Annotated in this window: 24 protein-coding genes; 19 read left to right on the top strand and 5 right to left on the bottom strand. The window is 54.5% G+C overall.

Annotated features, from left to right (window positions below; genetic code table 11):
* Positions 1-138 precede the first annotated feature (138 nt).
* Both J2I46_RS28270 and J2I46_RS28275 read right to left on the bottom strand, forming a co-directional pair.
* Positions 139-1,353, bottom strand: coding sequence for a DUF5009 domain-containing protein (locus J2I46_RS28270; RefSeq protein ID WP_207332467.1), 1,215 nt, complete (start codon positions 1,351-1,353; stop codon positions 139-141).
* 242 nt (positions 1,354-1,595) lie between these two features.
* The gene (locus tag J2I46_RS28275) at positions 1,596-2,849 is read right to left on the bottom strand and encodes an alpha/beta hydrolase family protein (protein ID WP_207332468.1); all 1,254 of its coding nucleotides are present in this window, start codon (positions 2,847-2,849) and stop codon (positions 1,596-1,598) included.
* A gap of 738 nt (positions 2,850-3,587) precedes the next feature.
* On the opposite strand from J2I46_RS28275, the gene J2I46_RS28280 reads away from it, so the two are divergent.
* The 9 genes from J2I46_RS28280 to J2I46_RS28320 all read left to right on the top strand — a co-directional run bounded on the left by J2I46_RS28280 (position 3,588) and on the right by J2I46_RS28320 (position 12,018).
* The gene (locus tag J2I46_RS28280; protein ID WP_207332469.1) at positions 3,588-4,145 is read left to right on the top strand and encodes a hypothetical protein; all 558 of its coding nucleotides are present in this window, start codon (positions 3,588-3,590) and stop codon (positions 4,143-4,145) included.
* Between the two features lie 30 nt (positions 4,146-4,175).
* Complete coding sequence (locus J2I46_RS28285; RefSeq protein WP_207332470.1) at positions 4,176-4,835, top strand: FISUMP domain-containing protein; 660 nt, start codon at positions 4,176-4,178, stop codon at positions 4,833-4,835.
* Between the two features lie 27 nt (positions 4,836-4,862).
* Positions 4,863-6,224: a hypothetical protein gene (locus J2I46_RS28290; protein WP_207332471.1), complete on the top strand. Its 1,362-nt coding sequence runs from the start codon at positions 4,863-4,865 to the stop codon at positions 6,222-6,224.
* Between the two features lie 202 nt (positions 6,225-6,426).
* On the top strand, positions 6,427-6,837 hold the full coding sequence (locus J2I46_RS28295; RefSeq protein WP_207332472.1) for a DUF4345 domain-containing protein: 411 nt from the start codon (positions 6,427-6,429) through the stop codon (positions 6,835-6,837).
* Positions 6,838-7,127: 290 nt separating this feature from the next.
* Positions 7,128-8,267, top strand: coding sequence for a sensor histidine kinase (locus J2I46_RS28300; RefSeq protein WP_229379997.1), 1,140 nt, complete (start codon positions 7,128-7,130; stop codon positions 8,265-8,267).
* Between the two features lie 201 nt (positions 8,268-8,468).
* Positions 8,469-9,557: a sensor histidine kinase gene (locus J2I46_RS28305; protein ID WP_207332473.1), complete on the top strand. Its 1,089-nt coding sequence runs from the start codon at positions 8,469-8,471 to the stop codon at positions 9,555-9,557.
* Positions 9,558-9,619: 62 nt separating this feature from the next.
* Positions 9,620-10,729, top strand: coding sequence for a sensor histidine kinase (locus tag J2I46_RS28310; RefSeq protein ID WP_207332474.1), 1,110 nt, complete (start codon positions 9,620-9,622; stop codon positions 10,727-10,729).
* Positions 10,726-11,508: a LytR/AlgR family response regulator transcription factor gene (locus tag J2I46_RS28315; protein WP_207332475.1), complete on the top strand. Its 783-nt coding sequence runs from the start codon at positions 10,726-10,728 to the stop codon at positions 11,506-11,508. Before J2I46_RS28310 ends, J2I46_RS28315 begins: the two co-directional genes overlap by 4 nt.
* A 219-nt stretch (positions 11,509-11,727) precedes the next feature.
* Complete coding sequence (locus J2I46_RS28320; RefSeq protein ID WP_207332476.1) at positions 11,728-12,018, top strand: hypothetical protein; 291 nt, start codon at positions 11,728-11,730, stop codon at positions 12,016-12,018.
* Here the strand turns inward: J2I46_RS28320 and J2I46_RS28325 are convergent.
* From J2I46_RS28325 to J2I46_RS28335, 3 genes are all read right to left on the bottom strand, one after another.
* Positions 11,975-12,349, bottom strand: coding sequence for a hypothetical protein (locus tag J2I46_RS28325; protein WP_207332477.1), 375 nt, complete (start codon positions 12,347-12,349; stop codon positions 11,975-11,977). The genes J2I46_RS28320 and J2I46_RS28325 overlap by 44 nt on opposite strands.
* A 430-nt stretch (positions 12,350-12,779) precedes the next feature.
* The gene (locus J2I46_RS28330; RefSeq protein WP_207332478.1) at positions 12,780-14,087 is read right to left on the bottom strand and encodes a hypothetical protein; all 1,308 of its coding nucleotides are present in this window, start codon (positions 14,085-14,087) and stop codon (positions 12,780-12,782) included.
* A 72-nt stretch (positions 14,088-14,159) separates the two neighbouring features.
* Complete coding sequence (locus tag J2I46_RS28335) at positions 14,160-14,609, bottom strand: lipoprotein (protein ID WP_207332479.1); 450 nt, start codon at positions 14,607-14,609, stop codon at positions 14,160-14,162.
* Positions 14,610-14,739: 130 nt separating this feature from the next.
* Here J2I46_RS28335 and J2I46_RS28340 point away from each other — a divergent pair, with 130 nt between their 5' ends.
* The 10 genes from J2I46_RS28340 to J2I46_RS28385 all read left to right on the top strand — a co-directional run bounded on the left by J2I46_RS28340 (position 14,740) and on the right by J2I46_RS28385 (position 26,546).
* Positions 14,740-14,967, top strand: coding sequence for an RES family NAD+ phosphorylase (locus tag J2I46_RS28340; protein WP_207332480.1), 228 nt, complete (start codon positions 14,740-14,742; stop codon positions 14,965-14,967).
* Positions 14,968-15,203: 236 nt separating this feature from the next.
* Entirely contained in the window at positions 15,204-15,581 is a 378-nt protein-coding gene (locus tag J2I46_RS28345) for a LytR/AlgR family response regulator transcription factor (protein ID WP_207332481.1), read from the top strand.
* Between the two features lie 148 nt (positions 15,582-15,729).
* Positions 15,730-15,870 (top strand): hypothetical protein, encoded by a 141-nt coding sequence (locus J2I46_RS28350; RefSeq protein WP_207332482.1) that lies wholly within the window; start codon positions 15,730-15,732, stop codon positions 15,868-15,870.
* Positions 15,871-16,403: 533 nt separating this feature from the next.
* On the top strand, positions 16,404-17,507 hold the full coding sequence (locus J2I46_RS28355; RefSeq protein WP_207332483.1) for a glycosyltransferase: 1,104 nt from the start codon (positions 16,404-16,406) through the stop codon (positions 17,505-17,507).
* 9 nt (positions 17,508-17,516) lie between these two features.
* Positions 17,517-18,539 (top strand): glycosyltransferase, encoded by a 1,023-nt coding sequence (locus J2I46_RS28360; protein ID WP_207332484.1) that lies wholly within the window; start codon positions 17,517-17,519, stop codon positions 18,537-18,539.
* The gene (locus J2I46_RS28365) at positions 18,536-19,597 is read left to right on the top strand and encodes a glycosyltransferase (RefSeq protein WP_207332485.1); all 1,062 of its coding nucleotides are present in this window, start codon (positions 18,536-18,538) and stop codon (positions 19,595-19,597) included. The genes J2I46_RS28360 and J2I46_RS28365 overlap by 4 nt, the downstream gene beginning before the upstream one ends.
* 134 nt (positions 19,598-19,731) lie before the next feature.
* Positions 19,732-20,622, top strand: coding sequence for a glycosyltransferase (locus J2I46_RS28370; protein WP_207332486.1), 891 nt, complete (start codon positions 19,732-19,734; stop codon positions 20,620-20,622).
* The gene (locus J2I46_RS28375; RefSeq protein WP_207332487.1) at positions 20,615-21,448 is read left to right on the top strand and encodes a glycosyltransferase family 2 protein; all 834 of its coding nucleotides are present in this window, start codon (positions 20,615-20,617) and stop codon (positions 21,446-21,448) included. Before J2I46_RS28370 ends, J2I46_RS28375 begins: the two co-directional genes overlap by 8 nt.
* Positions 21,449-21,765: 317 nt before the next feature.
* Complete coding sequence (locus J2I46_RS28380) at positions 21,766-25,053, top strand: SusC/RagA family TonB-linked outer membrane protein (protein ID WP_207332488.1); 3,288 nt, start codon at positions 21,766-21,768, stop codon at positions 25,051-25,053.
* Between the two features lie 62 nt (positions 25,054-25,115).
* Positions 25,116-26,546 carry a SusD/RagB family nutrient-binding outer membrane lipoprotein gene (locus J2I46_RS28385; RefSeq protein WP_207332489.1) on the top strand — a complete coding sequence of 477 codons (1,431 nt, stop codon included), beginning with the start codon at positions 25,116-25,118 and terminating at the stop codon, positions 26,544-26,546.
* Position 26,547 lies beyond the last annotated feature (1 nt).

Genomic DNA, 26,547 nt, shown 5'->3' on the forward strand with positions numbered 1-26,547 from the left:
CCTGGTCCGCGATCGGTAGTGGCCAGGGGTTATTAGCCCTGCTTTGAGGGGGTAAGGGGGAGGACAGGCTACTATAAGCGGTGGCTCATTCTCCCCCCCCCCCTTACCTGTCGAGCCCGAACCCATACTGGCCGGGGGTTATAGCTTCAGGCGCACACCCGCCCTATTCAGCCAGCCCGTGATCCAGGCACACCCGAGTGCAAACAGAAATGATTTGAGCAGGCCAAGGCTTCCCCTCAGCAGGACCGCTGGCAGGGAGAAAGGTAGCAGCGTTACCAGGGCATAGGCCAGGTAGGGCAGCAAATAACACAGCAGCGTATCGGTCCCGGCGGGCTTGATGAGCGAAAACCAGTTGGCCCTGCCGCCCACGTCGCCCAGCCAGTAGAGGCCCGTAAAGGCCAGTAGCGTCAGGGCGCTGCAAAGAAATGACCAGGCGGGCGTAGCTTCCAGTTTGCTCAGTCCACCCAGGGGTCTGGTAAAGATCGATAAGCCGATCAGTCCGGCGGCAATCAGTCCAAAGACCAGGGTCATCCTGGCCGCATCTCCCCTTTGGGCGTAAACCTGAAACAGCCTGGCGATCACCACGCCGCCCACGGCCAGTCCCGCCAGGGTGCCCCCGCCAATGGCGCTGGGCAGCCACCGGATCGCCCCGGGCAGTAAATCAGCCTGATGGGCCAGGCTAATGAGTACAAACCCCAGCCAGCTCAGCACCAGGACGGACAATCGGTTCCTGGCCAGCACCGTCACTAATCCCGCTGCCAGGTACGACCAGCCAATCAGGCCCAAAATGCCCCACCACTGGGGAGCAAACAGGCCCAGTGGTTGCTCGCCGCCCCGGTAAAATAGGGCCAATAACAGCAATACAAGCACGCCCACCGCTTTGGAAGCGCGGGCAAGCCAGGGAGATAACGTTTTAGGGTATGTTGTCCAGATCAGGATAAACGACAGGCAACAAAGTGTATTCCAGCCGCCCCGGGACAAACCCGTTGCCGCCGGGTTGATCGACTCGCCGTTGACCAGAAAAACGCCCATGATCAGCAGGGCCACCGACCGGCTGATGACATGCGCCAGCAGGGCCACCAGCGTAGCGCCCCGCTGGCGGCGGGCGTCCAGGGCGTAAGGCAGCGACAGGCCTACAATGAAGAGGAAAGCCGGAAAGATGGTGTCCGCCAGGCCAATGCCGTCCACGCCCGGCGGCACATGTTCCAGCCAGGCAGGGATGGCTGTTAGGGACCACAGGTCGTTGACAAAAATCATCAGCACCATTGTCAGGCCCCGCAGTAGATCAATGGCCCTTACCCGCCGGGGCACCTCAGTCAGGGGGGTAGGCAAAGCAGGTGAACGGGTTGGCATAGGCAGAAACGTCAGCAAAACGGAAGCCCCTGGCGCTGAGGGCAAACCCGGGGCTTCTCTCGTACTGGTAAGGTCTCGCTCGGTCTTACCTACTGAGACTGGAGCAAAAAGGGCTAATCCGCCTTAATAGCGGGCTAACTACGCGCGGCCGGGGGCCTGGCCTGATGGTGAGCCGGTTTGCAAACGGGTGATTGGACCCTGATCGGTCCCTGTAGGGGGGCGTAGGCTGGCCTTACGCCCCCCTACAGTTTTTTGGCCGTTGCCGAGCCGCCATTGCCAAAGCGTACCTCGACGGCCAGGACTTTACCGGCCGCGTCTTTCCTGAATACCAGGTGAGCGGGCTGGCCAACCACCTCAAATTCTGCTTCACGAACGGGTTTTAAGTCAACCTTTGTGGTTTCACCAGGCGGCGTGATCGCCAGTTTACCGTTTGCAAAGCTCACGCTCAGTTGTTGACCGGGCGCTATCTCGTAGGTGCCCACGTAGGTGGCCAGAGCCTGTGCTGTTACCTCTAAGTTGGATATGGCTGACGAGCTTGCTGGCGGGGTGGTCAACTGAACACTAAAATCGGGACCTGGTTGGTCTTCGGGTCCGGGCGGGGTCGTCCCTACCGTAGCGTGTAGCCAGGTAAGCTGGTCAACGTAGGCCTGGGCATTGAGCTGGTGAGTGGCTTGGTACCACTTTACGGTTGCACTCGCCGGTGCCGCCCGCTGGAACTCTCTGGCGGAGGCTACCGGTACGGCTTCGTCCTGGTAGGCCGATTGCAGCAGCAGCGAGGCCGGGGCCGACCGGCCTACGTAACGAATGGGCTCGATGGGCTGCATGGCGGCCAGCCAGCGGGCCCGTTGCTGGCCTGTGATCGGTAACTGATCACCTGGTTCGCCGTTGCCCGAACTGTAATGAGCCACCAGGCCCCCGTCAGCCACCACCAAAATATAGGTTTTCAGTCGGCGCTCAATGCCCGCCAGCAAGCCGCCTATAGCCCCGCCGTGACTGCGCCCCACGTACCCCAACCGGGTCGAATCGACCTCAGGCAGAGCCCGTAACACGTCAACGGCCCGTTGCAGGTTGATAACGTAATGAACCTGTTCGATACTGTCGGCGGGCGTCAGCTGGATGGGATTCCCACTGCGCAAGGTAAACGGCGCATTGATGGAGAGGACAACCGCGCCATGCCGGGCCAGGTACAGGGCGCGCGGCAGCTGAGCCAGGGCCTTGCCCGGCATGCCGGGCTGTAACAGGAGACCGGCGAAAGGGCCCTTCCCCGGGGGAACCAGCAGCATACCGGTGACCCGCCCCCCTGCGGGGCTATCGTAACTGAGTTGATGAATACGAATGCCCTGCTGGGTCCCGATGAGGGAATCCGTGTAGGATAGAGCTGCCGCCCGGTCGTAGGCAAACAGCTGTAATGGGAGCCGGGTAGATTGAGCCAGCGTAGTCAGGTGAATCCCTACTGCCAGTAGAGACGCCATCAGGAGGCGGTGGTTGCGATGCATGGGCTTACGGGAAGGGTTACGCTCGATTTACTACTGACCAATTCCACGGCGCGCTACTGCCTGAGCAGCTTCGCCGAGTTGCCTGGTTTTATAGCGATTTAGTTGATTAGCCCTCAAAGTTGATCGGCCTGATAGCCCATGGCAAACAAACCGATGATGAGCTGCTGCTTTGGCTACCTGAACTGCTTGGTTACGGCCCTGAAGTGGAAGCCTTACGCCGGTCTGCCAGCGATTTCCCCCATCTTGATCAGCTACCTGAATCGATAGTTGACCCGTCCCCTTCCGCTTAGGCGTCTGTATAGTCCTTGCGATTAACCTGCTTCGAACCAATCCCGGCCAAAGGCTATTCCCCGTCCGGTCGCTGGCATTAGTGCCGCCATCTACCGAATCTGACCGGCCGCGTACCCCACTTGTTGCAGCAAAGTAGTGCCTATCCAAAGGCATTTCGGCAGTGTCCTTCGACCTAGAAGGCCACCCTCATCAATCTCTTTTCAGGGTGCCCAATTGCCAGCGGCAGTATTTCGACCGGGTAGGTGTCAATTGAGTCGACTGGCCAATCAATACGGGTAGTGATTGGCGCAATCCAGTAGGAATAATGCGCAATTGAGGACAAATCAGCTATGCCTGACTAGCCCACTGGCCCAATTTTGAGTCGTCAGAACCAAAAAATCAGGTCTATAAACGCCTGACTTGTCTTGGCCCTGTGTCCCCTTTTCAATCACCTTATACTGTATTCCAATGGCAACGAATCAAGCACGTACTTCCTCTCTTCTCACCCGCACGCTGCGGCACGCGGCCGGATTGCTGACCATCGGCCTGGTGGCCTGTTCCTCGCCCCAGACTACGCCCGCGCCGGGCGGTGGCAACTACGTCAAAGTGACCCTCAACGGCCAGACCAAAACCTACACCAACGTCAAGCTCGATGAGGAGGGCGTCGTCGGTTCGATCCGGCTCTGGACCATTCAGGCCACCGCCAGCGAGGATGACTTTTTATCCGTGTCTATGTGGGGAAGCGGAACGGGAGCCTACCCCTATAAACCGACCGTTACTTCCTTCAATCAGGTCAGCCAGCTTGAATACCGCACCAAAAACGGGATGCTGGCCAGTTACGCCGCCCTGGTGTGCCCCGACAACGCGGGATACTATGCCCCTCAGGGTAGGGTCACCGTCACTCAGTACAGCAACGGCAAAGCCGCCAAAGGTACCTTCAGCGGTGCTCTAATGAGCGATCAGGATGCCGACAATTGCAACAAACAGGGCACGCCCTTCAGCGGTGAATTCTCCATCAGTCAATAAGGCATGAGCCACACCCAATCCTTTCTGACCATGCATACAACTCTGCTCGGCTTTGGCCAGAAAAGCGCCCTGCGTTACCTGCTGCTAGGTGTGATGACCAGTATTAGCCTGTCCTGCACCAGGTCGGCCGGTAGCACTGATCCCAAGCCAGCGCCGCCCCTATCGCCTGATTCGGTTCGCATCAATGGCCATACTTACCCGACCCGGCTTATCGGCTCTCAGCGATGGACAACGATCAACTACCGGGGATCGGGCGGTATGGCCTACGGCACGGGCACGGAGAAGCCCATCTACGGCCGCTATTACACCTACGCCGAAATCAACGCGATTACGTTGCCTGTGGGCTGGCGCTTACCCACGGAGGCCGACTGGGTAACGCTGGTGCAGAGCCAGGGCGTTGTGCTGGAGCAGAACACGGCCAGAAAGCAGGAAGCGGTCAAAAAACTCTTGTCGACCACCAACTGGCGCAGTTTGCCGGGCACCAACGCCTCGGGTTTCGACGCCCACCCGGCGGGCTATAGTACCAATAATTCGCCTCCGCAGGATGGCGATATCGCCGAGTTCTGGGCAACTGGTGGCGTGTCGATGAGTATTCAGGAAAGTAGCCAAAGCAATCACCTGCTACGCTTTTACAGCAACGACAATGATCCATCGGTTCGCTACACGGTCCGCTTTGTCAGTAGCCAGTAAGATCGTTGCTTAACATTATCTCTTTCAATGTCTATTTCATTTATGTTTCTCTCCATCCTACGTAAAACGGGCTACGCCCTGAGCCTGCTGGGCCTGGCTCTCGCCTGTAAACCCGGGGGCGATACGGTTACGCCCCCTGAACCAATTATGCCCGGGGAACCCACCGCCGTAGGCAAACCCCTGGGCGCCGCCATCAGCAAAACCATCGGCCCGGCGGGCGGCACCCTCAGCAGCGCCGACGGCAGCATGACGCTGCGGTTTCCGGCCGGTGCACTCACCCAAGAGACGCTCATCACCGCCCAGCCCGTTGAGAACACGGCGTTTGGTGGGGCGGGTGTGGGCTATGAGTTTAGTCCTCACGGCACCCAGTTCAAAAAACCCGTTACCCTGAGCTGGACCTATAAGGATGAAGACCTGCAGGGTTCGTCTCCCCACGCCCTGGGCATTGCCTACCAGGATGAGAAGGGCATCTGGCAGGGGCGGACTAACCTGGTCGTGATCGCCAATCAGCACCGGGTGGTTGCCCCCTTGTACCACTTTAGCCGCTACTCGTTCTACGAAAACTACTGGCTGGAGCCGCTTGCGAAAAACCTGGCACCAAAACAGACAGTCGAATTGAAGGTGTTCTATCAGAGAAACCACGCCCAGGAAGGGGGGACAGGAGCTGAAGTTGACACAACCGATTACACGATTCCGGGCGATCCAATATCGTCTCATTTAATACCACTCGCTTCAAAAGTACAGCTTCTCAAAGCGGACCAGGTAAAAAACTGGCAGGTCAACGGGCTGGATGTCTTTGGCAAAATAGACTCGCCGACCGGCTTTTTAAGCAATCACGAAGGTAAGTCCGTCCTCTACAAAGCGCCCGCTAAAGCCCCGGAGGCAAATCCAGTGGCCGTCAGCGTCGAGGTCATTACGCCTGGCAAAGGAAAACTACTATTGATCAGTAACCTGACCATCGAGGCGGACAATGAGCTTTATATAGGGGGGACCAAGCAGGATCAGGTCTATGTCGAGGCAGGCGTAACAAAGGGGGCCCTGGTGCTCTACATGACTACCAAACCTCGAGACAACAGCAACCAGGCCGGGGTTTTGATTCAGATTACTGGCATTCAAGGGCCAGGTAGCTACAATCTTACCAAAGAAAACAAGGATATACTCAATGTACGCGGTACTGATCATGACTTGACTGGTTATTCCTGGAGGTATTATTCCGAGATGAAAAACGAGGTATTTGGCCCCGGAAACATAACGATTAGCGACTATAATGTGCAGGATCAAACAGTGGCGGGTTCGTTTTCGGCCACCCTGCATCACTATAACTCGGAAACCAAGAAATACAAATCCTTGCAGGTAGCGGGCAAGTTTCGGACCGGTGGCGGGGGGTAAAAGCGCGCCCATCCCGCACCTGGAAGCTCAGCCGGACCCACTGGTCATCCAGGCTTGATTGAGCTGGCATATCCTGCCAGACCCAATCTCCTTAACCTACGCCAGGAGTTGGTTGCGGCTCACTAACTGTAGATTTATTTACCTGTCATTGCCGTAACGTACCTGTCGACTGCAATGACCAAACCTTACCATTGATTGTACTATGATCCGTTTTTTATCGATCACGCTGATTGGCGTGGTGGCGGCGGGTATCGGGCTGGTAGCTCTGATGGCCTTCATGGACCCGCAAGCCGTAATGAACCTGGTGCAGGTTAAACTGCCCAACACCGATGCTTATAGTTCGATCCGGGGCGTGTACGGTGGAGCCGGGCTAACGATTGTTACCGTGCTACTTTTTCTGGCCATCACCGATGTAAGCAAAGGCCTGCTGCTGACGGCGATCTTATGCGGTTTTTATGCCTTATCACGAATCGCTACCAGTCAGATCGAGGGGCCACTGGGTGCTTTTGGCCGCCAGTGGCTGCTCATTGAGAGCAGCATCGGTATCCTGGCCTTGCTGCTGTGGTGGGCGCGCAGTCAGGAAGAAAAAAATACCCTGCGCTTTGGCTTGTAAGCCAGCCGCTGCGTTGTTGTAAGCAAGCTTTCGGGCAGTCGATCCAAGCGGTCTCTTTAAGCTTTGCCAGATTCCCCGCCCTAGAACGGTCAAACAGCTTAATGGATGGATCGATTGTTCGCTGGCCGGTAGTCGTAGGCGCTGACCGGGTCGTTACAAGCCATTCACGTGTTTACACACTTCAGGCGTTAATCCTGGCAATTGACGCGCTTTCAGCGCGGCAGCCAGCGTGGAATGGCCGATGTTTGGTCGGAGGAAAGGCTAAAGGCTTCGCCCATTTCTCTTGACCCATGACCCAGCGCATCCCTGATTTTTGGCTACGATTGACTGGCATTTGTCTGCTGAGTATTCTGTCAACTACCACTAGTGAGGCTTTCTGGCAGCCTCCCTCCCTGCTGCACCTGATTCTAGTTTTATTCACTACCGGACGCGCTGCCGCTCTATGGCACGTAAACCGGGCTATTACCACTTGGTTTCGGTACGGGACTACCCGACGGAGCAGGTTCAGTGATCGATTTGCCGTATCATTCTTGGCCTGTTACGGCGCAACTACGCTGCTACTATGGGGGGTTGATTTACTGTGGTTGGCGGGTAAGGAAAATGCGATGATCCATTCCCTTCTCGATAACAAGCATATTTACTTGAATTTCGGCAGTTTAAGGGTTGAAATGAATACGTTCACCGTAGAGCTGTTCCATGCCTTTTTCTACACCGTTTGCTGTTTAACTATCTACGAGCTATTTTTTTACCGGCTAGACTCCTCGCGCTTCCAGAGCGAGCTGGCCCGCTCAGAGCAGGAGCGCGAGAAGCTGCAGGTAGCCAACCTGCAAAGTCAGTTCGATGTGCTCAAACAGCAGGTCAACCCCCATTTTCTGTTCAATGCCCTCAACTCACTTTCCGCGCTCATCAGCGAAGATCCCCAGCGGGCGGAGCTGTTCGTGGATAAGCTCAGTGGCGTCTACCGGTACATCCTGCGGGCCAACAGTGAGCTACTCACTACGCTGGCAGCCGAACTGGACTTTATAGACGATTATTTTCATCTGCTCCAAACCCGTCACGACGCTGGGCTTAGCCTGCGGATTGCCGTCGACCAGGCGCGATATAACTGCCGGCTCCCCCCGCTAACGCTGCAACTACTGGTCGAGAATGCGGTCAAGCATAATGTGGTGTCGTCTAAACGACCGCTCGCCATCCATATTTGTACGGATGAGATGGGGCAGTTGCTAGTGGCCAATAACCGGCAACCCAAAACGACCCGTGCCCTTTCCAACGGCGTGGGGCTGAATAACATCGTAGCCAAGTATCAGATACTGAATCTTCCTCCGCCGCTCATCGAAGAGACAGCGAGCCAATTTGCTGTCCGGCTTTCGTTGCTGGCCGACGCAACCTCGCCACCTGAGGAGCAAGCTTACCAAGCTGACTATCAGTAAGACACTGGCCAGATCTGAATGGCGTATAGTACGTATACATACGGAATACCCCCCTAATTCATTCTTATCCCTTTTACAGTTTGTCCGCCGCTTTCGACAGTTCATCCCTTAGCTCAAGCAGACTGTAGCTCACTTGCATGGGTTGATACTGACCACTTCCTAACTTTGTGAATACGTGCTTTCTGCCGCCCGACTGCATATATGTCTCGTTTGCTTCCCTTCAAACTGCCCCGCCCGTTGTTCAACCGCCCCGAGGCGTGGTTCCATTTGCTCTGGCTTCCGGTTGTTTATCCGGTCGCCGGTGGGCTGCTGTTCGGCGAGCGGTATTTTCGGCAATTTGACGTGTTTATCGTCGGTACGCTAACGATGCTGGGAATACATGCCGTTGATCTGTTGCTGTTAACGGTACTGGTCAGGGGCATTATTGCCTACTATACCGATGCGCAGCATATCCAGCGGCGTAACCTGATGGCCCTGGGAGTAGGTACACTACTGGCCTCCCTGATGTCGGTGGGGACTGTGTGGATCTGTAGCCGGGTGCCCATACTGGGTACCCCTTTCTCTGCTAGTCTGGCGCTGTACTTGGCTGGCGTGGGGGGCATTAGTGCCCTGCTGATGGGCTACGTGCTAATTGTGACGGATACATACGGACGCTGGCAGGCCATACAGACGGAAAAAGAAGAGCTGCTGCAGCTGGCCATGCAACAGCAACTCGACGCGCTGAAGGGGCAGATAAACCCCCACTTTTTGTTTAACTCGCTTAACTCGATCTCCTCCTTGATTGCGCAAGAACCCCAGAAGGCCGAGGCGTTTGTTGACGAGCTGGCCAAAGTGTACCGCTACATGTTGCAGGCGCACACCCGGATCTGGGTCCCGCTGGGCCAGGAGATTCAGTTTGCCCGCTCTTACGCCCAGCTACTGATGGTCCGCTATGGTCCCGCCCTGCTCATCCAATTTGACGTAGCTGAGAACCAGGAGCTGCTGGGCGTTCCCCCGCTGACGTTTCGCAATTTGTTGGACGATATTCTCTACCACCAGGTTGCCCAGGCCACCAAACCCTTGCAAGTCAAGATTGAAACAGGGGGCCAGAACCAGCTTTTGATCCGCTACAATCGTCAGCCGCGCCGTCTGCGGGTACAGGCTCCAAGCGCCGGGTTTGACCAGGTTGTCAATGTATACTACCTGATGGGCATCTGCCCACCTCAGCGGGAAACCGGTCAGCATGACGAGCGGATCTGGCTACCACTGATTCCACTTCCGGCCACCACTAGCTCCACCAGTATCACTTGACGGCTGGTCTTGACCTGCGCCTGCTATCGCTCCATCGGAGGGTATCTATCAACTGATTTACCATGATCCTGACTCACCTTTTACCTGAGCGCCTTCACGCCTACCGGCCCGCCAGACAACTTGGCTGGCCGGCGTTACTACTGCTTTTCTGGATAACTTCGACGATAAGCTATGTTCTGCTGGGACCAGGTTACCTGAGTCACTGGTCTATTTTCGCGGGGGTTACGCTGAGTAGTCTCAGCGTGGGCCTGGGCTGCTACCTCCTGCTCGCTCTGGTTAGACGCTATATCGTTAGGCGGTACCCTGATCTAAGCCAAACATTTCCCCGCGTAACGCTGCTGCTGTTGAGCTACATGCTCATTACCACGAGCTTTCTTTCGGTGACTCTGTGGGGATATCTACACTGGCGCTGGTTCGCCTACGTCTATCAACCGGGCAGTGCCACGCGTTTGTTGTTACTGAATTTGATTATTAATCTGCTGGCGGTAGGCGTCTTTGAGAGCAGTTACTCGCTGGGAAGGTGGCGGGCCAGCACGGTTGAGAAAGAGCAACTAAAGAAAATTAACCTGCAAAGCCAGTACGAAAGCCTCAAGCAGCAGGTGAACCCACACTTTCTGTTCAACACGCTTAATTCGCTCTCCTCCCTGATTGCTGACGAACCCGAACGGGCTGAAGAATTCGTGGACGAAATGGCAAAGGTGTACCGGTATCTGCTGCAAACTAACCGGCAAACCGATGGGGCGGGTGAGCTGACCACGCTAGCTACTGAGATGAGTTTTATCCGGTCCTATTTCCACCTTCTCAAGACGCGCTACGGTCCGGGCATCCGGCTTGAGGTAGCACTCGACGAGTCCGATCTGGACTACCTGCTTCCCCCGATAACGCTGCAAATGCTGGTCGAAAACGCAGTTAAGCATAATGTCATCCACGTCCACAAACCGCTGATTATCGAGATCAGGTCTGCCCCGGGTGGCCGATTGTTGATACAAAACAACCTCCAGCGGAAGACAACCCGTGGGCTGAGCAATCAGGTAGGGTTGAGCAATATAACGGCCAAATACAGGCTACTGGCCGGGCATCGTCCCAATCTGGATCCTGCTGGTTTTACCGTAGCCCAAACTGACGCCTATTTTACCGTAATTCTCCCGCTTATAAATCCCGACGCATCATGAACGTACTGATTGTAGAAGACGAAGAGCTAGCCGTTCGCAAACTCCGCAAATTGATAGACGCGGTCGAGCCCGCCCTGCAGGTGCAAGGCGTTACCGGCAGCATTGAGGAATCCGTCGGCTGGCTACAACAGCATCCGGCCCCCGACTTGATTTTTATGGACATCGAACTGGCCGATGGGCAGAGCTTCGAGATTTTTGAGCAGGTAGAGGTCCGCAGCCGGGTGATTTTCACGACCTCCTACGATGAATACGCCCTGCAGGCTTTCCGGGTTAACAGCATCGATTACCTGCTCAAGCCGATCCAGAAGGAAGACTTGCAGCGAAGTCTGAAAAAGCTCCGCGATCTGACGGCGCAGGAGCCAGCCCCCATCCAGCCCCTAACGCTGAGCATCGAAAAGCTGCTGCGGGAGCTGCAGGGTCCGGGCGCCCCGGCCAACGAGTACCGCAAGCGGTTTTTGGTCAAACAGGGGCAAAAACTCCTATCGGTGGAGACCGGCGAGATTCTGTATTTCTATACCGACGAGCGGTTCAGTTTTTTCAAAACGCGAAGCGGCCAGAGGTTTCTGGTTGATTATACGCTCGATGAGCTGGCCGATTCGCTGGATCCGGCCAGTTTCTTCAGGGTGAACCGGGGCCTGATCATTACCCACCAGGCCGTTGAGCAGATCCAGCCCTATTTCGGTAACCGTCTGGCCTTGACGCTCAAACCGGTATTCGATAAAGAAGCCCTTGTGAGCCGCGAGAAGGTTAGCGACTTTAAGGTCTGGATGGGAAAATAAAGCCCCCCGTACGTCTCCTCAACAGCACGGTTAAAACTACTGGTGAATCAACTGGTCCGCCTGGCGGCCCCGTTGGGACCATGGCTGCCCTTTGATCAGGGCGAGAAAAGGCGTGGCCAGCTGCTTTGTAGAATAGGAAATAATTCTCTACTCCAAAGGCAAAAGTTCCTAATTTGACGCTATACGTAAAACCTACCGCTCTGGCGCGGTTAGGGAACATTGACCCAAATTGCACGCCTCAGGCAGGTATCCAGCCACTTCAACGATGGGGAGATCCTGCCCTTCCTCTTCACTAAGGAGGTAAACTGGCAGCATGTCAACGCCAGCAGAAACCTGACCGAGTTCAACGATCAGGTCATCTCCGACTGGCTCAACGTAAGCGTCAAGACGTTTGGGGAATACAAAAAGCATCAGAACGCCTTTAAAGAAAACGTCAAAGAGCAGGTCCTGCTGCTGCTATTACTAATTAAGCATCGGCTGCTGTGGGGAAAGTGTAAAACAGGCCGGTAAGCCAGCGGCCGCAAATCAGCAGCAGCAGGCCCGTCGTTCCCGTCCACAGGGTAACCAGCAGGGGCATGCCCAGCAGGCCCGCAGCGCTACCAATACCGTGGGCAAGCAGGCGGTTGAGTCCCTGGAAGGCCAGGGCCCATTCCAGCAGCAGGGATAGGATTGCCAGTGCCCAAAACACGCCTTGCCGGTTGCTTATTGGCAGGGCGTGGTAGGCTCGCAACAGGGGCGGAATGGCCAGCACTGCCGACAGCGCCAGACCCAGGCAATGGCCCAACCAGGGTCGACTAATTAACTGCTTAAGCAGAGCCAGTTCATCGCCTCCGCCCAGCAAGCTGGTCTACAGGCGGGCCTGCATAGCCGTGCCCAGCACCAGCGAGAAGCCAACCGACCGCAGGCGGCTATCGCCTCGCCCCAGCCAGTAAAAGCCCAGCCAGGGCGTAGCTAAACAAAGGGCCCATCGGCAGGGCCAGAACCTGCACCTGGTGCCCCGGGCAGGCGAGCACCCAAGCGTTAAAATCGCGCCGTCCCCACGCCCCGCACAGCAGGCGGCCCGTGCCCGTGTGCGCCTGTTCGTGCAGTTCATGCAGGACAAAGAATAGGGCTGAAAAAGCCGCCAGCTAACGAGTTGCCATACGTCTCTTCATTGGTCTAGCGGGTCTCCTGGTTTTAGTTCCTGCCTAGGGCTTGTTAACAAATGGGCCATCTGTTACCTAGTGCAAATTGGTAGAGAACAGATGGCTGATAGGATTGGTCGGGGCTGCTTACCCGTCGGTCAGGGTGAGCTTGAACTTGGCGCTAAACTGGCGCTTAGAAATCTCACAGTCTTCTTTATTGTAAAGTGTGAGGGTCAACGAGCCACTCACCGTGCGCCCATCCAGCTCGACGCTATCGATGCGTACCCCGCCCGGGGAATCAAGCACCTCCTGGGCATCGCAGGGATCAACGTAGCTGACCCAGCTCCCGTTTAGCCCTTCGCTGAGAGAAGCTTCGGCCGTCCCGTCCAGTCCTGTGGCATAATACTTATAGGGAATCGTAGTCGATGCCCTGATTTTCTGGCTACGAATGCGCAGCCAGAAAGGGCGATTAGCATCACCGATGGCAGCCGAGATCACAATGCCCAGCCCGTCGATGAATCCAGCAGCCGTGCAGTTGGGGTACACCTGACCATCTAAGGTAGCCTCAAAGAGGTTACCGCCATCGATCTGAATCGTCTTCAGCATCACGGCTTTGCCCGCCGCTCCCTTACGCGGACGATACTTTGGGGGCAAAAAATTATAAACCTCTACGGAAACCAGGGTCGAGCTGGTGGCCGCGTGGCCGGGCGCGGTGTAGGTCGCCTGCGACTGGCTGGCCGCTACCTGGAGGCTACCTACTCCGCTTACTTTCCAGTTCTTTATGTTTTGGGGGTCTGCCAGCACCGTGGGCTGGGTCAGCGCTACTTCCCCGCTCAGCTCATCCACCGGAACGTTCCAGCCGGTAAAATAACCTGTTAGGGTAAGGTTACTTGAGGCGCCTGGCAGAACCACTTCGGGCTGGGCCTCCAGCTCAAAGCGGGCAAAGGCCCCCCAGTCGCTAAAATGCGTAGTGGTTATTGTCAGCGTGCGGGTCGCTTCGTCGAGCTCGGTATCCATCAGGGCCTTCCAGATGCCGTCATGTCCCTGGTAGGCCATAAAGAGCAGTTGAGCAGCGGTGCTCTCCAGGTCTTGCTGCTGATAGTGATACTGAAGCTCCACGGGCCGGGCAAAGGTTTGCCCCTCGGGAAGTAGTCGGTAGGCCTGTTCTCCCACCAGACCGGGCAGGGTGGCGGTAATGGGCTGCACGCTGAAGGTTGTAGCGCTGGCGACGGCCCCCGCCGGAATGCGCAGACTCAAGGTGCCGTCGCCGGAGGTCAGACTGCCCCCTTCGGGGCCAATCGTTTTCTGGACAGCTGGCCCCACTGGCTTGCCTTTCTCATAGACGACGCCTGGCTCAGTAGGTGGGCTTACGGGAGGGGTAACGGGGTCAGCTAGCTTTTGGCAGGCCAATAGGCTGCTGAGCGCCAGCAGGGAAATGAATCGAAGGTATCGCATTGTCGACAACAGGAGTGTGGTGGAGAGGCGGCATAAGCAGTATCCGCCGGAAGGCATCACGGGCGCGGCTTCTTAGCGCTTGGCCACAAAAGCCATAGTAATCGTTTTGCTGGTGGTAGGATCCGTCTGGGCTACGTTGAAAATGAGCATCGCGCCGTCTACATCGGCAATGCGCAGGGTGCCAGAAAAAAGCCCGTATTCCGAGCCGACCTGTTTAACCTCTACGTTCTCGATACGCTCCCTGTAATCCTGCACGCCGGTGGCTTTTATGACCAGCTCCAGGTTCAAGGTTGCCCCGGCTACCTTAACCAGCGTAACCGTGCCCGAAACGCTTTGCCCATTACCACTTACGGGCAGGGTTGGCAGGTCAAGTTCGGTTTGGCCATCCGTGAAGCGAAACGAGTTAAGCTGGTAACTACCGGCGAATTTGTCGGCCAGCGCAGGGATGGGCTTAATATCAGTCTCTTTTTTGCAGGCGGTCAGGGTGAGCACAAAGACCAGGAAGAGTATCATCTTTTTCATTGTATCGGCCGCGTAAAATGCGCTTGAGGTTAATTGTTAGGCAAACCTACCAGCCCGATCCCCTTCCCTAAAGCCTGGTTTGTACGAGTTGAATTATTTGCCGCCTGAACTGGCAAAAGAGGATAGCTAATTGACCCATCGTAGAGTTGCCCCCCTGACACGGGTGGCGGACTACCCCGCCCTGCAGCGATTAGGCTCGGCCTGGTATGTGGCCCAGGAGACGCTGGTGCTCAAGGTGCCCTCGGCCGTTATCCCCTATGAGTACAACTATTTGAACAACACTGAGCATCCTGACTTTGACCAGCACGTTCAGCCAGTGCACACCGAGGACTATTTCTGGGATGATCGGCTGCTTTAAGCGACCATATTCCCCCTAAAGTCCAAATGAACAGCCAGCGTCCGCTTACGGCAGCTACACAACTCAGTCAGCTGATTTGCCAATTGACGATCCGTTTTGCCGGTTTCGGCAGATGCGGCCACCCAACTGCGTGGAGGGGACTCTACTTTTGCCCCAGTTCCCTAAAGGATAAACCTACAATCGTTATGCTTACTGTTTGCCGCGTGCCAACTACGGCTCCGCTTCCCTTTCGATCAATGGCAAACTCACCTGCGGTCATGTGCCTTAAACTGCCCTATGGTAACCAACTCATCAGGCTGGCACTGACTGATATTGTCCGCCTGGAAGGGGCGGGAAATTACACCTATATCCATACTCGTGATCAGCGCCGCTACCTGTCATCCAAGACGCTCAAGCGCCTGGAACCCATGTTACCAGGTTCTACTTTTTGCCGTATCCACAAGTCAAGCATTGTTAATCTGGAGTACCTCACCAAAATTACATTCGATAACCCGCCTCATCTCTTTCTGATTAGTGGTGAGCCGATTGCTATAGCGCGGCGGCGGCTACCAGCCACGCGCCGATTAGTCAAACAGCATCGGCACCGGGCTGCTCAGGGCGCGCTAATGGGCTGAGTAGAACAGGTATAGTCCCTGCGCTGGCCAGCGGTAAGCCAGGTCTGGCAATTAGCGGACCGCTCACCGGTGGGCGCTTTGGGTCTGATCGCCGGGGAAACATTGGCTTCTCCATTAGGTTTACCTTGTAAATAACCAGTTAAGACCTATGGCAGATCAAAACCCAGAGCCCTCAACCACTGAGGTGACCAAGACCACTGTTACCAAGACTACTACCCAGGAAGGATCTGATTCACCCCAGACCGAGGAGACCGAAACCGTTGAAAAGGGAGACGCCGCCGATCAGTAGAGTAGATGCTCGTTAGCACTATGCCTGGCCCAAGAGTCAGGCTTTTTTTTGGCCGCTTAGGTGCTAAATGGAGTTAAACTTGGCTCTAGTTATCTATATAACATAGTAGGAACGGCGAATAGTCTATGTCACCCGGACGACAAGGCTGGTTTATTACAATTCCGGCGTAGCTACCCGTTGTAGCGTAAAAGAGAAGGAGCGAAAGCTATGCCCAACCAAGTTTTTGACCCACTGATCAGGCCGGTTTTGACAGGTTCGACAACACCTACCTAACGGGTATATTGACCTGAAAGAGAGAAGGGGCGTACCTACGACTAGCAGGCGAGAGGACAACAATAAGATTGAGCCACCATGATGTAGTATAGCGGCTATCACGCCACACCTACCGGCAGTAAAACGCTATAGTTGGAGTGGGCTATTTTGCTACGCCTCCGCTACCTGGTCCACGCCAACACAATAAGACATTCAATCAACTGAATCTGTTTACTTTTAACTCGTACAAGCTAGGTGAAGCCTGCAGTGCTGTTTTTATTATGAATATTTTACTTGTGTCAGGGCCTGGTATATCACTGAAAGAACCTTACAACAGTGGTATAGAAGCATTTATCGTCTCCTTGGCCAACCAACTTGTTGATGAAGGGCATGGAGTAGCAGTTGTGGCGGAGGGGGCGGAAGTAGGCGCTAAATTTAGACTCGTAAACCCCTTCACTGCCTTTGCCTCAGAAAAACCTGATTTTTTTGAACGGTTCAACCAGAAGCGTCAGTTCAAAAAGCTGGATGTCGATTCATATGATGTCATTCATTACAACATGTTTTATCCGCATCTGGTAGAGGCAGGATTGCATTTCAATAAAACTTCGTTTTTAACGCTGCACTCACCGGCTGACAAAAAACGAATAGCAGCGTATAAAAAACTTTCTCGGCGTAGCGACATAACATTTGTAGCGGTATCGGAAAGAATCAAACATCAGTGGGATCAAGCGCTCGCTATAGATATACCGCTCATCAACAACGGTATAGACATGAATCTCTGGCCTGCCAGCGGCTCAAGAAGCCGTGAGTACCTGCTATGGTCGGCACGAATCAACGAAGAAAAGAATGTTGAATCTGCCATTTTTGTAGCAAAACAGATGCAACTGCCGCTGAAGATCGCCGGCCGAATTGCTGACCAGCCCTATTTTGAGAAAAAGGTTAAACCCCATCTCAACAAGCAAATTGAGTATGTTGGGCATCTGACGCAACGTGAGTTGAGCAGCCTGGCCAAAAAAGCGGTTGCTTATCTGGCAACGGCAACCTGGCAAGAGCCGTTTGGGCTGGCTGCTTTGGAGATGCTGGCGAGCGGCGTGCCAGTCGTCGGTTTTGATACGGCTGTTCCGCCCAACTGGGCGCATGAAAGTGTAGCCACAACGACGTCGCTCCGGTGGCAAGACCTGGTAGAGTTGGTTAAAAAGAGTGAGGCTATTAGTCCGAGTAGCTGCAACGAATTTGCAGCCAATATGAATAGCCAAAAAATGACTTCGAACTACGTAAAGTTGTATAGAGGCGTACTGCAGCGGCAAGGAACGGGTGAAAACGCCGTTTTTGCAGACGACCGTGCAGTACAGATAGCTTCCAAGCAACCGCCAATAGTAGAGTAGCTTTGGTCTATGAAAATTGCTGTTATAGCCAAAACCAGACTGCCGATCGCTGAGCCATTTCGAGGCGGTCTAGAAGCGTTCATCCACGCATTATGTAAAGAGTACATACGTCTGGGTCACAAAATTATTTTGTATGCACATGCGGATAGTGACCCAGAGCTGAATGTGAAGGGCTTTTACGGTGATCAGTACCGGGAAAATAAGCTATTCGAGCTATACGAAACCGATGAATACCTATCCATACTTGAGGACATTGAACAACATGACTTTGATGTCGTTCATAATAATTCGACCCACGAACTACCCATACTATGGGGTGTGAAGGCGCTAATGCCGGTGGTCACGACAATCCATACGCCGCCGATCAGCAAATTAAAAGCAGCGATCAAGATTTGCTCGGGTTCCGACAATCTTCATTTCATTATGCCTTCAAAATCATTTGACGCTACGTGGCAGCCATACATGAATAATGGCTCAAGTGTCATTTATAACGGTGTTGACCTGGCTGAGTGGCCGCTAGTCCGCAAAAGTCGAGATTATCTGTTTTGGTTTGGCCGGATGGTGCATGCTAAAGGATTGGATATCGTCATAGACGCGGCCCACGAACTACATATGCCCTTAAAGTTTGCCGGACCGCTCGATGATAGGCGGTATTTTGATGAACAGATCAGGCCTCGCATGACGGAGAAGGATACGTACCTGGGTCATTTGAAACAAGCTGACATACGCCTGCATCTGGCAGGTGCAGCCGCGATGGTAAATGCTGTCCGCTGGGAAGAACCATTCGGCCTAACTAACATAGAAGCTATGTCGTCAGGAGTGCCGATAGCCGGGTTTGACCGGGGTGCTTTTTCAGAATTGATAGATGGCGAAAGTGGCGTAGTTGCGGCGCAAAAAAACGTAAAATCGCTCGCCACGGCAATCGCAGCTGCGATACCACTTGAGAGTGACAACGTAAGGCGTCACGCAGAAACATTTTCGTTGCGAACGATGGCTGAACGTTATATAGCGTATTTCGAGAAAGTACGATGAAGATACTCCTGGTGGCCGGCCCGTTCATCTCGCTGCGCGAGCCTTATAATGGAGGCACGGAAGCATTCATCGTTGAGCTTGCCAACGAATTAGTGCGCCTGGGGCATACTGTCGATGTACTGGCAAAGGATGCCGATGAGACAAATCTGTTTCAGGTGATTGAATTTCACGAGAGCCCGTTGAGTATGAAAGATGACTCCTACCGGGCCTGTCCGGAATGGCTCGGTCAGCAGCATTACCAGACGCTGCAGTATGGCCTGTTAGACGTTAGTCGCTACGAGGTCATCCACTATAATTCATTTATACCCGAAATCTATGCAGTCGGCGCACTCTTCAAAACGCCAAGCGTACTAACGCTGCATCTGCCGCCAACCGAAAAATTTGTTCTGATGTATAAATTTTTCATGAAGCACGCGCCTGTCTTACCAATCGGTATTTCGCACCGAATGAGCCAGCAGTGGAAGGCAGCACTGGGTAGTGACGTAGCGGTAATCTTAAATGGAATAGCACTCCATAAGTGGAAGCTACGCGCGCGAAATACGGACAGGTATTTATTATGGAGCGGGCGAATTGCAAAAGAAAAGAACGTTGAAGCCGCTATCCATCTGGCCAATCATTTAAAACAGCCGCTCAAGATTGTCGGCGCCCTGTTTGACAAGCCTTATTTTCAGGACCACATTCAGCCGCAGCTAAACGAACGTATCGAATATATTGCTCACCTGACCCAGCCGCAGTTAAGTAATCTGGCGGCAGGCGCTTCGGCGTATCTGGCAACTGCTACCTGGGAAGAACCTTTCGGCTTGAGCACCCTGGAGATGCTGGCAAGCGGTTTGCCCGTTGTAGGCTTTAATTCCGCCATACCACCGGACCTGCGCAGCGGAGCCGTATCAATCGCCGTTGATTCACAGGACTGGCGGGATCTGATAGAGCCCTTAGCCATCGCCAGAAAGTCGGAACCGGAAGCGTGCAGGGATTTTGCCGCCTCGTTCGATCTGAAAAAAACGGCCGCCGCTTACGTAAGCGTCTATGAACGCCTAGTCAAAGAGGCCAGGGAATGAAGAAGCCATCGATATTTTATTTTGTCCATGCGCACGGGTATGGCCACCGGGCAACATTCAATATGTTGTACCCTGCCTTATCCATCTTTTTTAAGGTGATAGCCCTAACGACGAACAACGAAATAACGGAGTATTTGCGCAAAAAGCCTGGCCTCGACGTACTGGAACTCCCGCCAAAGTATCCAGCTGGCTACGACATACCAGTGCATACGTTTTCAAAAGCGTTCGAAGTGACGCCGTACGCGCTTGAGCCCGCAGGGAGAGCAAAAGCGCTGGCTGGAGCAATAGAGCGCTACCAGCCAAAAGCTTTCTACTGCGATGGTGTTCCGGAGTTGGCTATCATGGCTCGGGGCATGGGTGTCCCCGTTGTTCTGGTTCATTTGCCCGGCAACGTGACGACCGATCCGACGCAGGTCTTCGCGCATGAACTGGCGGATCATATCGTTGCTCATTTTCCAGCTTCACTGGAACAGGCAAACTACCAATTCGCCTCCAAGACATACTACAGTGGGTATATGTCTCAGTATGCTGGCCGTGAGTCGTTGCGAAACAATCATTCGAATAGCACTAACGTAACAATTCTTTTAGGGTATGATAATTACGAGGCATTGGTGCTTGAAAGGATCACCAACGATCAAACCACCCAGTTTACCATTATCGGTAATAAGCGGGCTTATAAGTTAGGTAAAAATTGTCTGATGCTGGGCCCGGTAAAAGACATCAGCGAAGCGATTGCTGGCCAGGTGGTGATTGCTGCAGCCGGTCAAAACACTATTGCTGAGCTTTTGTCGCTTAACAAACGGCTAATCCTTCTTCCGGAGCCCAGACCCTATGACGAGCAGGCCGTACATGCAACTGCGTTAGCTGATCAACAGATTACGCTGCTGGCGGAGGAAACATTCAGCGTTGAGCAGTGGCAGAACGTTCTGCAAAAAGCGAACCTCTTTACACCTTCCTACGAAGGTCTGGTGAATGCGTCAGCCCCCGAAGCGGTGGCGCAGAAAATGAGAAACTGGTATGCCTGAATTCAGTATTGTCACCATCGTTAAGGGAAGACGAAAGCAACTAGCCAACCTTCTTTATTCCATAAGTGCATCGACGAGTCTTCCCTATGATATGCAGGTCATTTGCATGGACGATCCGGACGGTATTTCCATTCCTGAAGGCTTGCCTGTGAGCATCCATGCAATGCAGGATACGCATGAGCTGCCACTAGCTGCCGCCCGGAATAGGGGAATTGCCGCCGCGAAAACGGGGAACGTCATTTTTATAGATGTAGACTGCATCGTGTCGCCAACCCTGTTTGCCAACATGCTGCCGGGTTTGGCACCCGACACTATAATTGCTGCTTATCCTCTGTATCTGCCGATGGTGCCGGACACGGGGAAGTATGGTGAGTTGAAGCACAAAGCGGTGGGGCATCCCGCCCGAGAGCGCATACCGGTCGGCCAGCCGGTTGACCATCTGCAATTCTGGTCTTTACTATTCGCTATTCAAAAGCAAACGTTTGACACAATTGGTGGCTTCGACGAATCTTTTACCGGATATGGGGCAGAAGATACCGATTTTGCCATGATGTTTCACCGGGCGGGCATCAAGCAGCTATTTGTAAGCGATTACGTATTACACCAGTACCACGATAAATATGATCCACCGCTAAATTATTTTGATTCGATTATTGCGAACGCCTCACGCTACCAGCAAAAATGGCAAGTTTTGCCCATGCAGCGCTGGTTGACCGCATTTGAAGGCATGGGCCTGATAGAAATCGATCAAGCAGGCAAGATCATCGTCAGGCAGAAACCTACTGATAGCCAGTTGGAAAGCAGTGTTTCGCCCCATCCGTATTAGTGCGGCCACCTGGGGTGATCATCTTACGGTGCAGCTATCCGCTACCTTGTTCAAACGCCCTATTTCGCTTCTGTCCTTAACCGGTTCGTACGCGCGTAAAGGGCTGATCAGTATGGCCCGCGCGTCTGCCACCTCAAGGTATCGCAGCCTCGTTATCTGGCAAAACGACCAATCAACGCAGATAATGGTGTCCGGGCTTTAGGGCCGATAACTTGATCTGCTGCATTAATCAAGGTTAAGAAATAACGTTTATTCAGCCAATCAACTTATCCGTTGGGCATGTTGAGCTATCTTCGTGTTTATCTTTTCTTGATCTGATGAACAAAACACTACTGACTTTATTAGTAATGGTTTTGCCTTCTTCACTGCTTTGTGCCCAGAACCGTGAAGTAAAAGGTATTGTCACCACCGACGAAAATACGGGTGGACTTACAGGAGCAACGATCCTGGTGAAAGGGGCCACCACCATTGGCACAGTCACCGACACAAAAGGGGAATTTCGACTAACTATCCCCGCCTCAGCCACAGCCCTGATTTTCTCTGCCGTCGGGATGCAGACTCAGGAAGAGCCGATCGGCACTCGTACCACCCTTACTATCAGGCTCCAGGCTGATACCCGCCTACTGAATGAGGTGGTTATCACGGCCATCGGAACAAAGGCCCAGCGCGACCAGTACGCTTCCTCCATTACAACAGTAGCTGGCAAGGATATTGCCAAAACAGGCGAAACGAGTTTGCTGACGGGGTTAAGCGGTAAGGCGGCGGGTGTTCTCATTACCCGAAATGGAGGTGATCCCGGCGCGGGGGCCTACATCCAGATTCGGGGGCAGAACACCATCAACGGTAACATTCAACCCCTGTTCATTGTCGACGGCATGCCGGTCAGCAATGCCAGCGATAACATCGGCACGGCAGCGGGCAATGGCATTGTGCAGCAGTCGCGCATTAATGACATCAACCCCGAAGACATACAGAGCCTGGAGGTATTAAAAGGGGCATCAGCGGCAGCCCTGTGGGGAGCGCGAGCGGCCAATGGCGTCGTTGTCATTACCACCAAAAAAGGGCGCGATACTAATGGGAAAGTGGCGATCACCTTTAAATCGGCCCTTTCCATCGATCAGGTAAACAAGATGCCGGGGCTACAACGTACCTACGGCCAGGGATCTGGCGGGCTCTATCAACAGGGCAACCGGAATACATTTGGCGACTTGATTGCCGACCGGACGGGCGCCGCTGACACCTACATCAGCGACCCGGCAGCAGCTGGTTATCAGGGATATGTCACGTTTCCAGACGGCACCCGGCGCTACGCTATCGCCTCAGGAACGGCGGCTAATCCGCACGGGGGTAAAAATGCCCGCGACACATACGATCACACCACCGATGCGTTTCAAACGGGACACTTTACCGATAACAGCCTCAGTATCAGCGGCGGCAATGGGCGAACGAATTTTATGGTCAGCTACGGCAACCTCCGTCAGGAAGGGGTTATCAAAGCCTACAGCAATTACCAGCGCAACACTGCCCGCCTGAACGTGTCGAGTCAGTTTACTGAGTGGTTTAGGGCGTCGGCCAACGTGGGCTACACCAGCACGTATTCGTCCCGAGTGCAGGAAGGCGATAATGTCGACGGTATTATGCTGGGGGCACTGCGTACCCCGCCCGATTTTGACAACGGTTATTTCACAGGTACGTTCACTAACCCCGCCGGGCAGGTGTTCAACAACGCGCACGTGTCATACCGTAACCCGCTGGGCAAAGATCTGAGCACGATCTATTCCAACCCACTCTGGAACATCAATAATAACCGCAACACCAGCGACGTCGACCGGCTGACCGGCAACGTGGAGCTTGACCTTACACCTGCGTCCTGGCTGAGCATTACGGGTCGCACGGGCATCGACAATTTTACCGATAACCGCCTGGAACGCTTTGCCCGCAACTCGGCTCTGCAACCGACTGGCTACCTGTCGAAAAACTGGATTACGGAGAAGCAGTTCAACACCGATCTCTTTGCCACCGCCAGCAAAACGGTCAATACCAACCTGAGCGGGTCGCTGCTGCTGGGCCTCAATTACAACAGCCGCAGCCGGGCAACACTCTCCGACGCCATCACCAACCTGATTGTGCCAACGGCCCCCGACATTCTGACCAACGCGCTTAATTCGAACCTGACGGCGGGCAACTATAATTCGCTGATACGTACCTACGCTTACTACGCACAGGCAGACGTGCAGGCCTATGACCAGGTGTTTCTGACCCTGACCGGGCGTAACGAAAGCGCGTCGAGCTTCGGTTCGCGCACCGCATCAAGTTTCTTCTTCCCCTCGGCAGCGCTGGCCTGGCAGTTCAGCCGGTTAAAGGAACTGGAGAATAGCTCGTGGCTTAGCTTCGGCAAAATTCGGCTTACCTGGGGGCAGGTTGGTATTCAGCCGCAGCCTTACCTCAACTTCACCACCTTCGGCCCGGCCGGTTATGCCGATATGTTTACGCGGGGCCTTACTGGAACGAGTGCACTCTACGGCGGTGGCTACATTCGCAACACCACGGCGGGCAATGATTTCCTGCGCCCCGAACGTAAAACTGAAGCGGAAATCGGATTTGATCTGCGTTTCCTCAAAAATCGGTTCAGCCTATCGGCTACGGCCTACAGCAATTACACCCGCGATGTCATCTTATCATTGAACGTACCTGCCGAAACGGGTTACACCATCCGCAACACCAACGCTGCGGAACTGGCCAACAAAGGGCTTGAAATAGAAGCAAGCGCCAGCCTGTTGCCTCCGGGCGATTTTAGCTGGACTCTGTCGGCCAATTATTCCATGAACCGCAATAAGGTGGTGTCATTGGCGGGCGCGTCGGTGTATACGCTACCCGACAGCTACATGCAGAATTCGTCGCTGATACCGGGCCAGCCGTTTGGCATTTTCTATTCAACCGATTTCCGCAAAGACGAGACCGGCAAGTACCTTCTCGATGCCAACGGCTTTCCACAGGCGGGCATCAGCAATGAGATCATTGGCGATCCTAACCCTAACTGGCGGGGCGGCCTGGGGAGCACCCTTGGCTACAAAGGGCTGTCGCTCTACGTATTGTTCGACCGGGTGGCGGGGAACGACTTCTTCAACGGCACCCGTGGGTCGCTCTACAACTTTGGCGTTCACGCCGATCAGGGATCCACAGCCATTGCCCCGGCGGGTGGGCTACGAGATGTAAACGGGACACTCATTGCGGCAGGTACGTCCTTTCAGGGGCAGATTCGGGACTTTGGAGCCGGTCCCGTTGCCATCAATCAGGCCTGGTGGCAGGGACGCGGATCAGCATCCAACTCGGCTTCCTACAAGCAGTTCGTAGAAGACGCCAGCGTGACGCGGCTGCGCGAAATCACACTCACGTACAGCCTGCGCAGCGTTGGTTTTCGGCGGCTCACGCGGCTTTCAAGCATTGATTTCAGCCTAACGGGACGTAACCTGGTGCTGTGGACAAAATACACAGGCACTGATCCTGAGGTAAACATCACGGGCGCAGGTCTGTCGCGCGGGCAGGACTGGTTCACCAACCCGAATACAAAGTCACTTCTCTTTTCGGTCAAAATCTCGTATTAAAAGCTGCCCCCACACGGCCTTTTCTCTGACGGGGAAGATGCCGGAGGTAGGCGTTTACGGTTATGAAAAAACTTGTTTCTTATAAAGTCTGTATCGCGTTGCTGGCCGTTCTATTGCTGAGCGGTTGCCGACGCCTGTTTGACGAGCCCACGATTCAGAGCAACCCCAATGCCGTGACCGATGTCGATGTGTCGACGTTGCTGGCAGGTACGTTGCTGGGAGTCGCATTCCTGCATGAAGACACCGACGTGCGCATTGCTTCTATGTGGGCGGGTGAGCTGAACGGCCTCTCAAGGGCACATCAGGGGTTTGCGCAGTACATTGTCTCTTCGCAGAGTTTTGCCTGGAGTCCGCTCTATCCGGTGGCGGGGCAGGCCCGGCTTATTCAGATCAAAGCCGATGCCGTGGGCGACCGGTGGACAAAGGGCGTAGGCCAGGTACTCGAGGCGCTGGTCATTGCCAAAGCCACTGATCTCTACGGAGATATTCCCTACAGCCAGGCCTTCGACGATGTGACTTACCCCACGCCGGTATTCGACAAACAGGCGGATGTGTATGCGGCCCTGCACACAACGCTCGACAACGCCATTCAGAACCTGACAGCCCCATCGGGACTGGCCTTTACAGCGCAGGACTTTATCTACAAAGGAGACGTTGCGAAATGGCGGGCGGCAGCCAACACGTTGAAAGCACGTCTCTATTTACACACCGGCGACTATGCCAAAGCCGTAGCCAGTGCCAGCTCGGGCATCAGCAGTACGGCGGGCGATGCGCTGGTGCCACATGGTACGAGTCTGGGCGTCGATATCAACCAGAATTACGATTTTTTCCGGGTCAACCGGGCTGGGGATACGGGCTTCGATGGGGCCTATCTGCCCGTGTTGCTGCAGTCGCGCATCCGGTCGGCTAACACCAAGACCGATGAAACGGCGCTGTATAACCACTTCATCAAGGTGGGCATCACGGCTACTGGTGCGCTGGACCCCAACACAACGGACGGTGCCTTCACGGCCAACGCGCCGCACCCCATGCTGACGTACTACGAAAATCAGCTCATTCTGGCCGAAGCACAGGCCCGGTTAGGCGCAACAGACAAGGCACTGGAAGCGCTCAACACCCTCAGAGCTGCCCTGGCAACGGGCTACGTCAACGGTAAAACCATCGCCGCTACGGGCCGTAAATACGAGGCCTATACCCTGACTGATTTCGATCCCACCGGACTGGCTAACCCCACCAGGTTGGGAAGCGTGCAAACAGCTCTTCTGTACGAAATCATTAGTCAACGGTTTATTCTGCTGCTGATGCAGTACGAGGCGTTTAATGATTACCGGCGGCTGGCCAAGGCGACGCCGGTTGTGCAGTTGCCTATTCCCTTATACGCGGGAACCCAGCGACCCCAACGGTTTATCTATCCGCAGGGGGAAATCAATACCAACCCCAACGTACCCAGGCCGTTACCCGATCAGTTCACCAAACTACCTGTGTATCAATAAC

It is taken from the genome of Fibrella forsythiae (genome assembly GCF_017353175.1).
In the GTDB taxonomy this organism is placed as follows: Bacteria; Bacteroidota; Bacteroidia; order Cytophagales; family Spirosomataceae; genus Fibrella; species Fibrella forsythiae.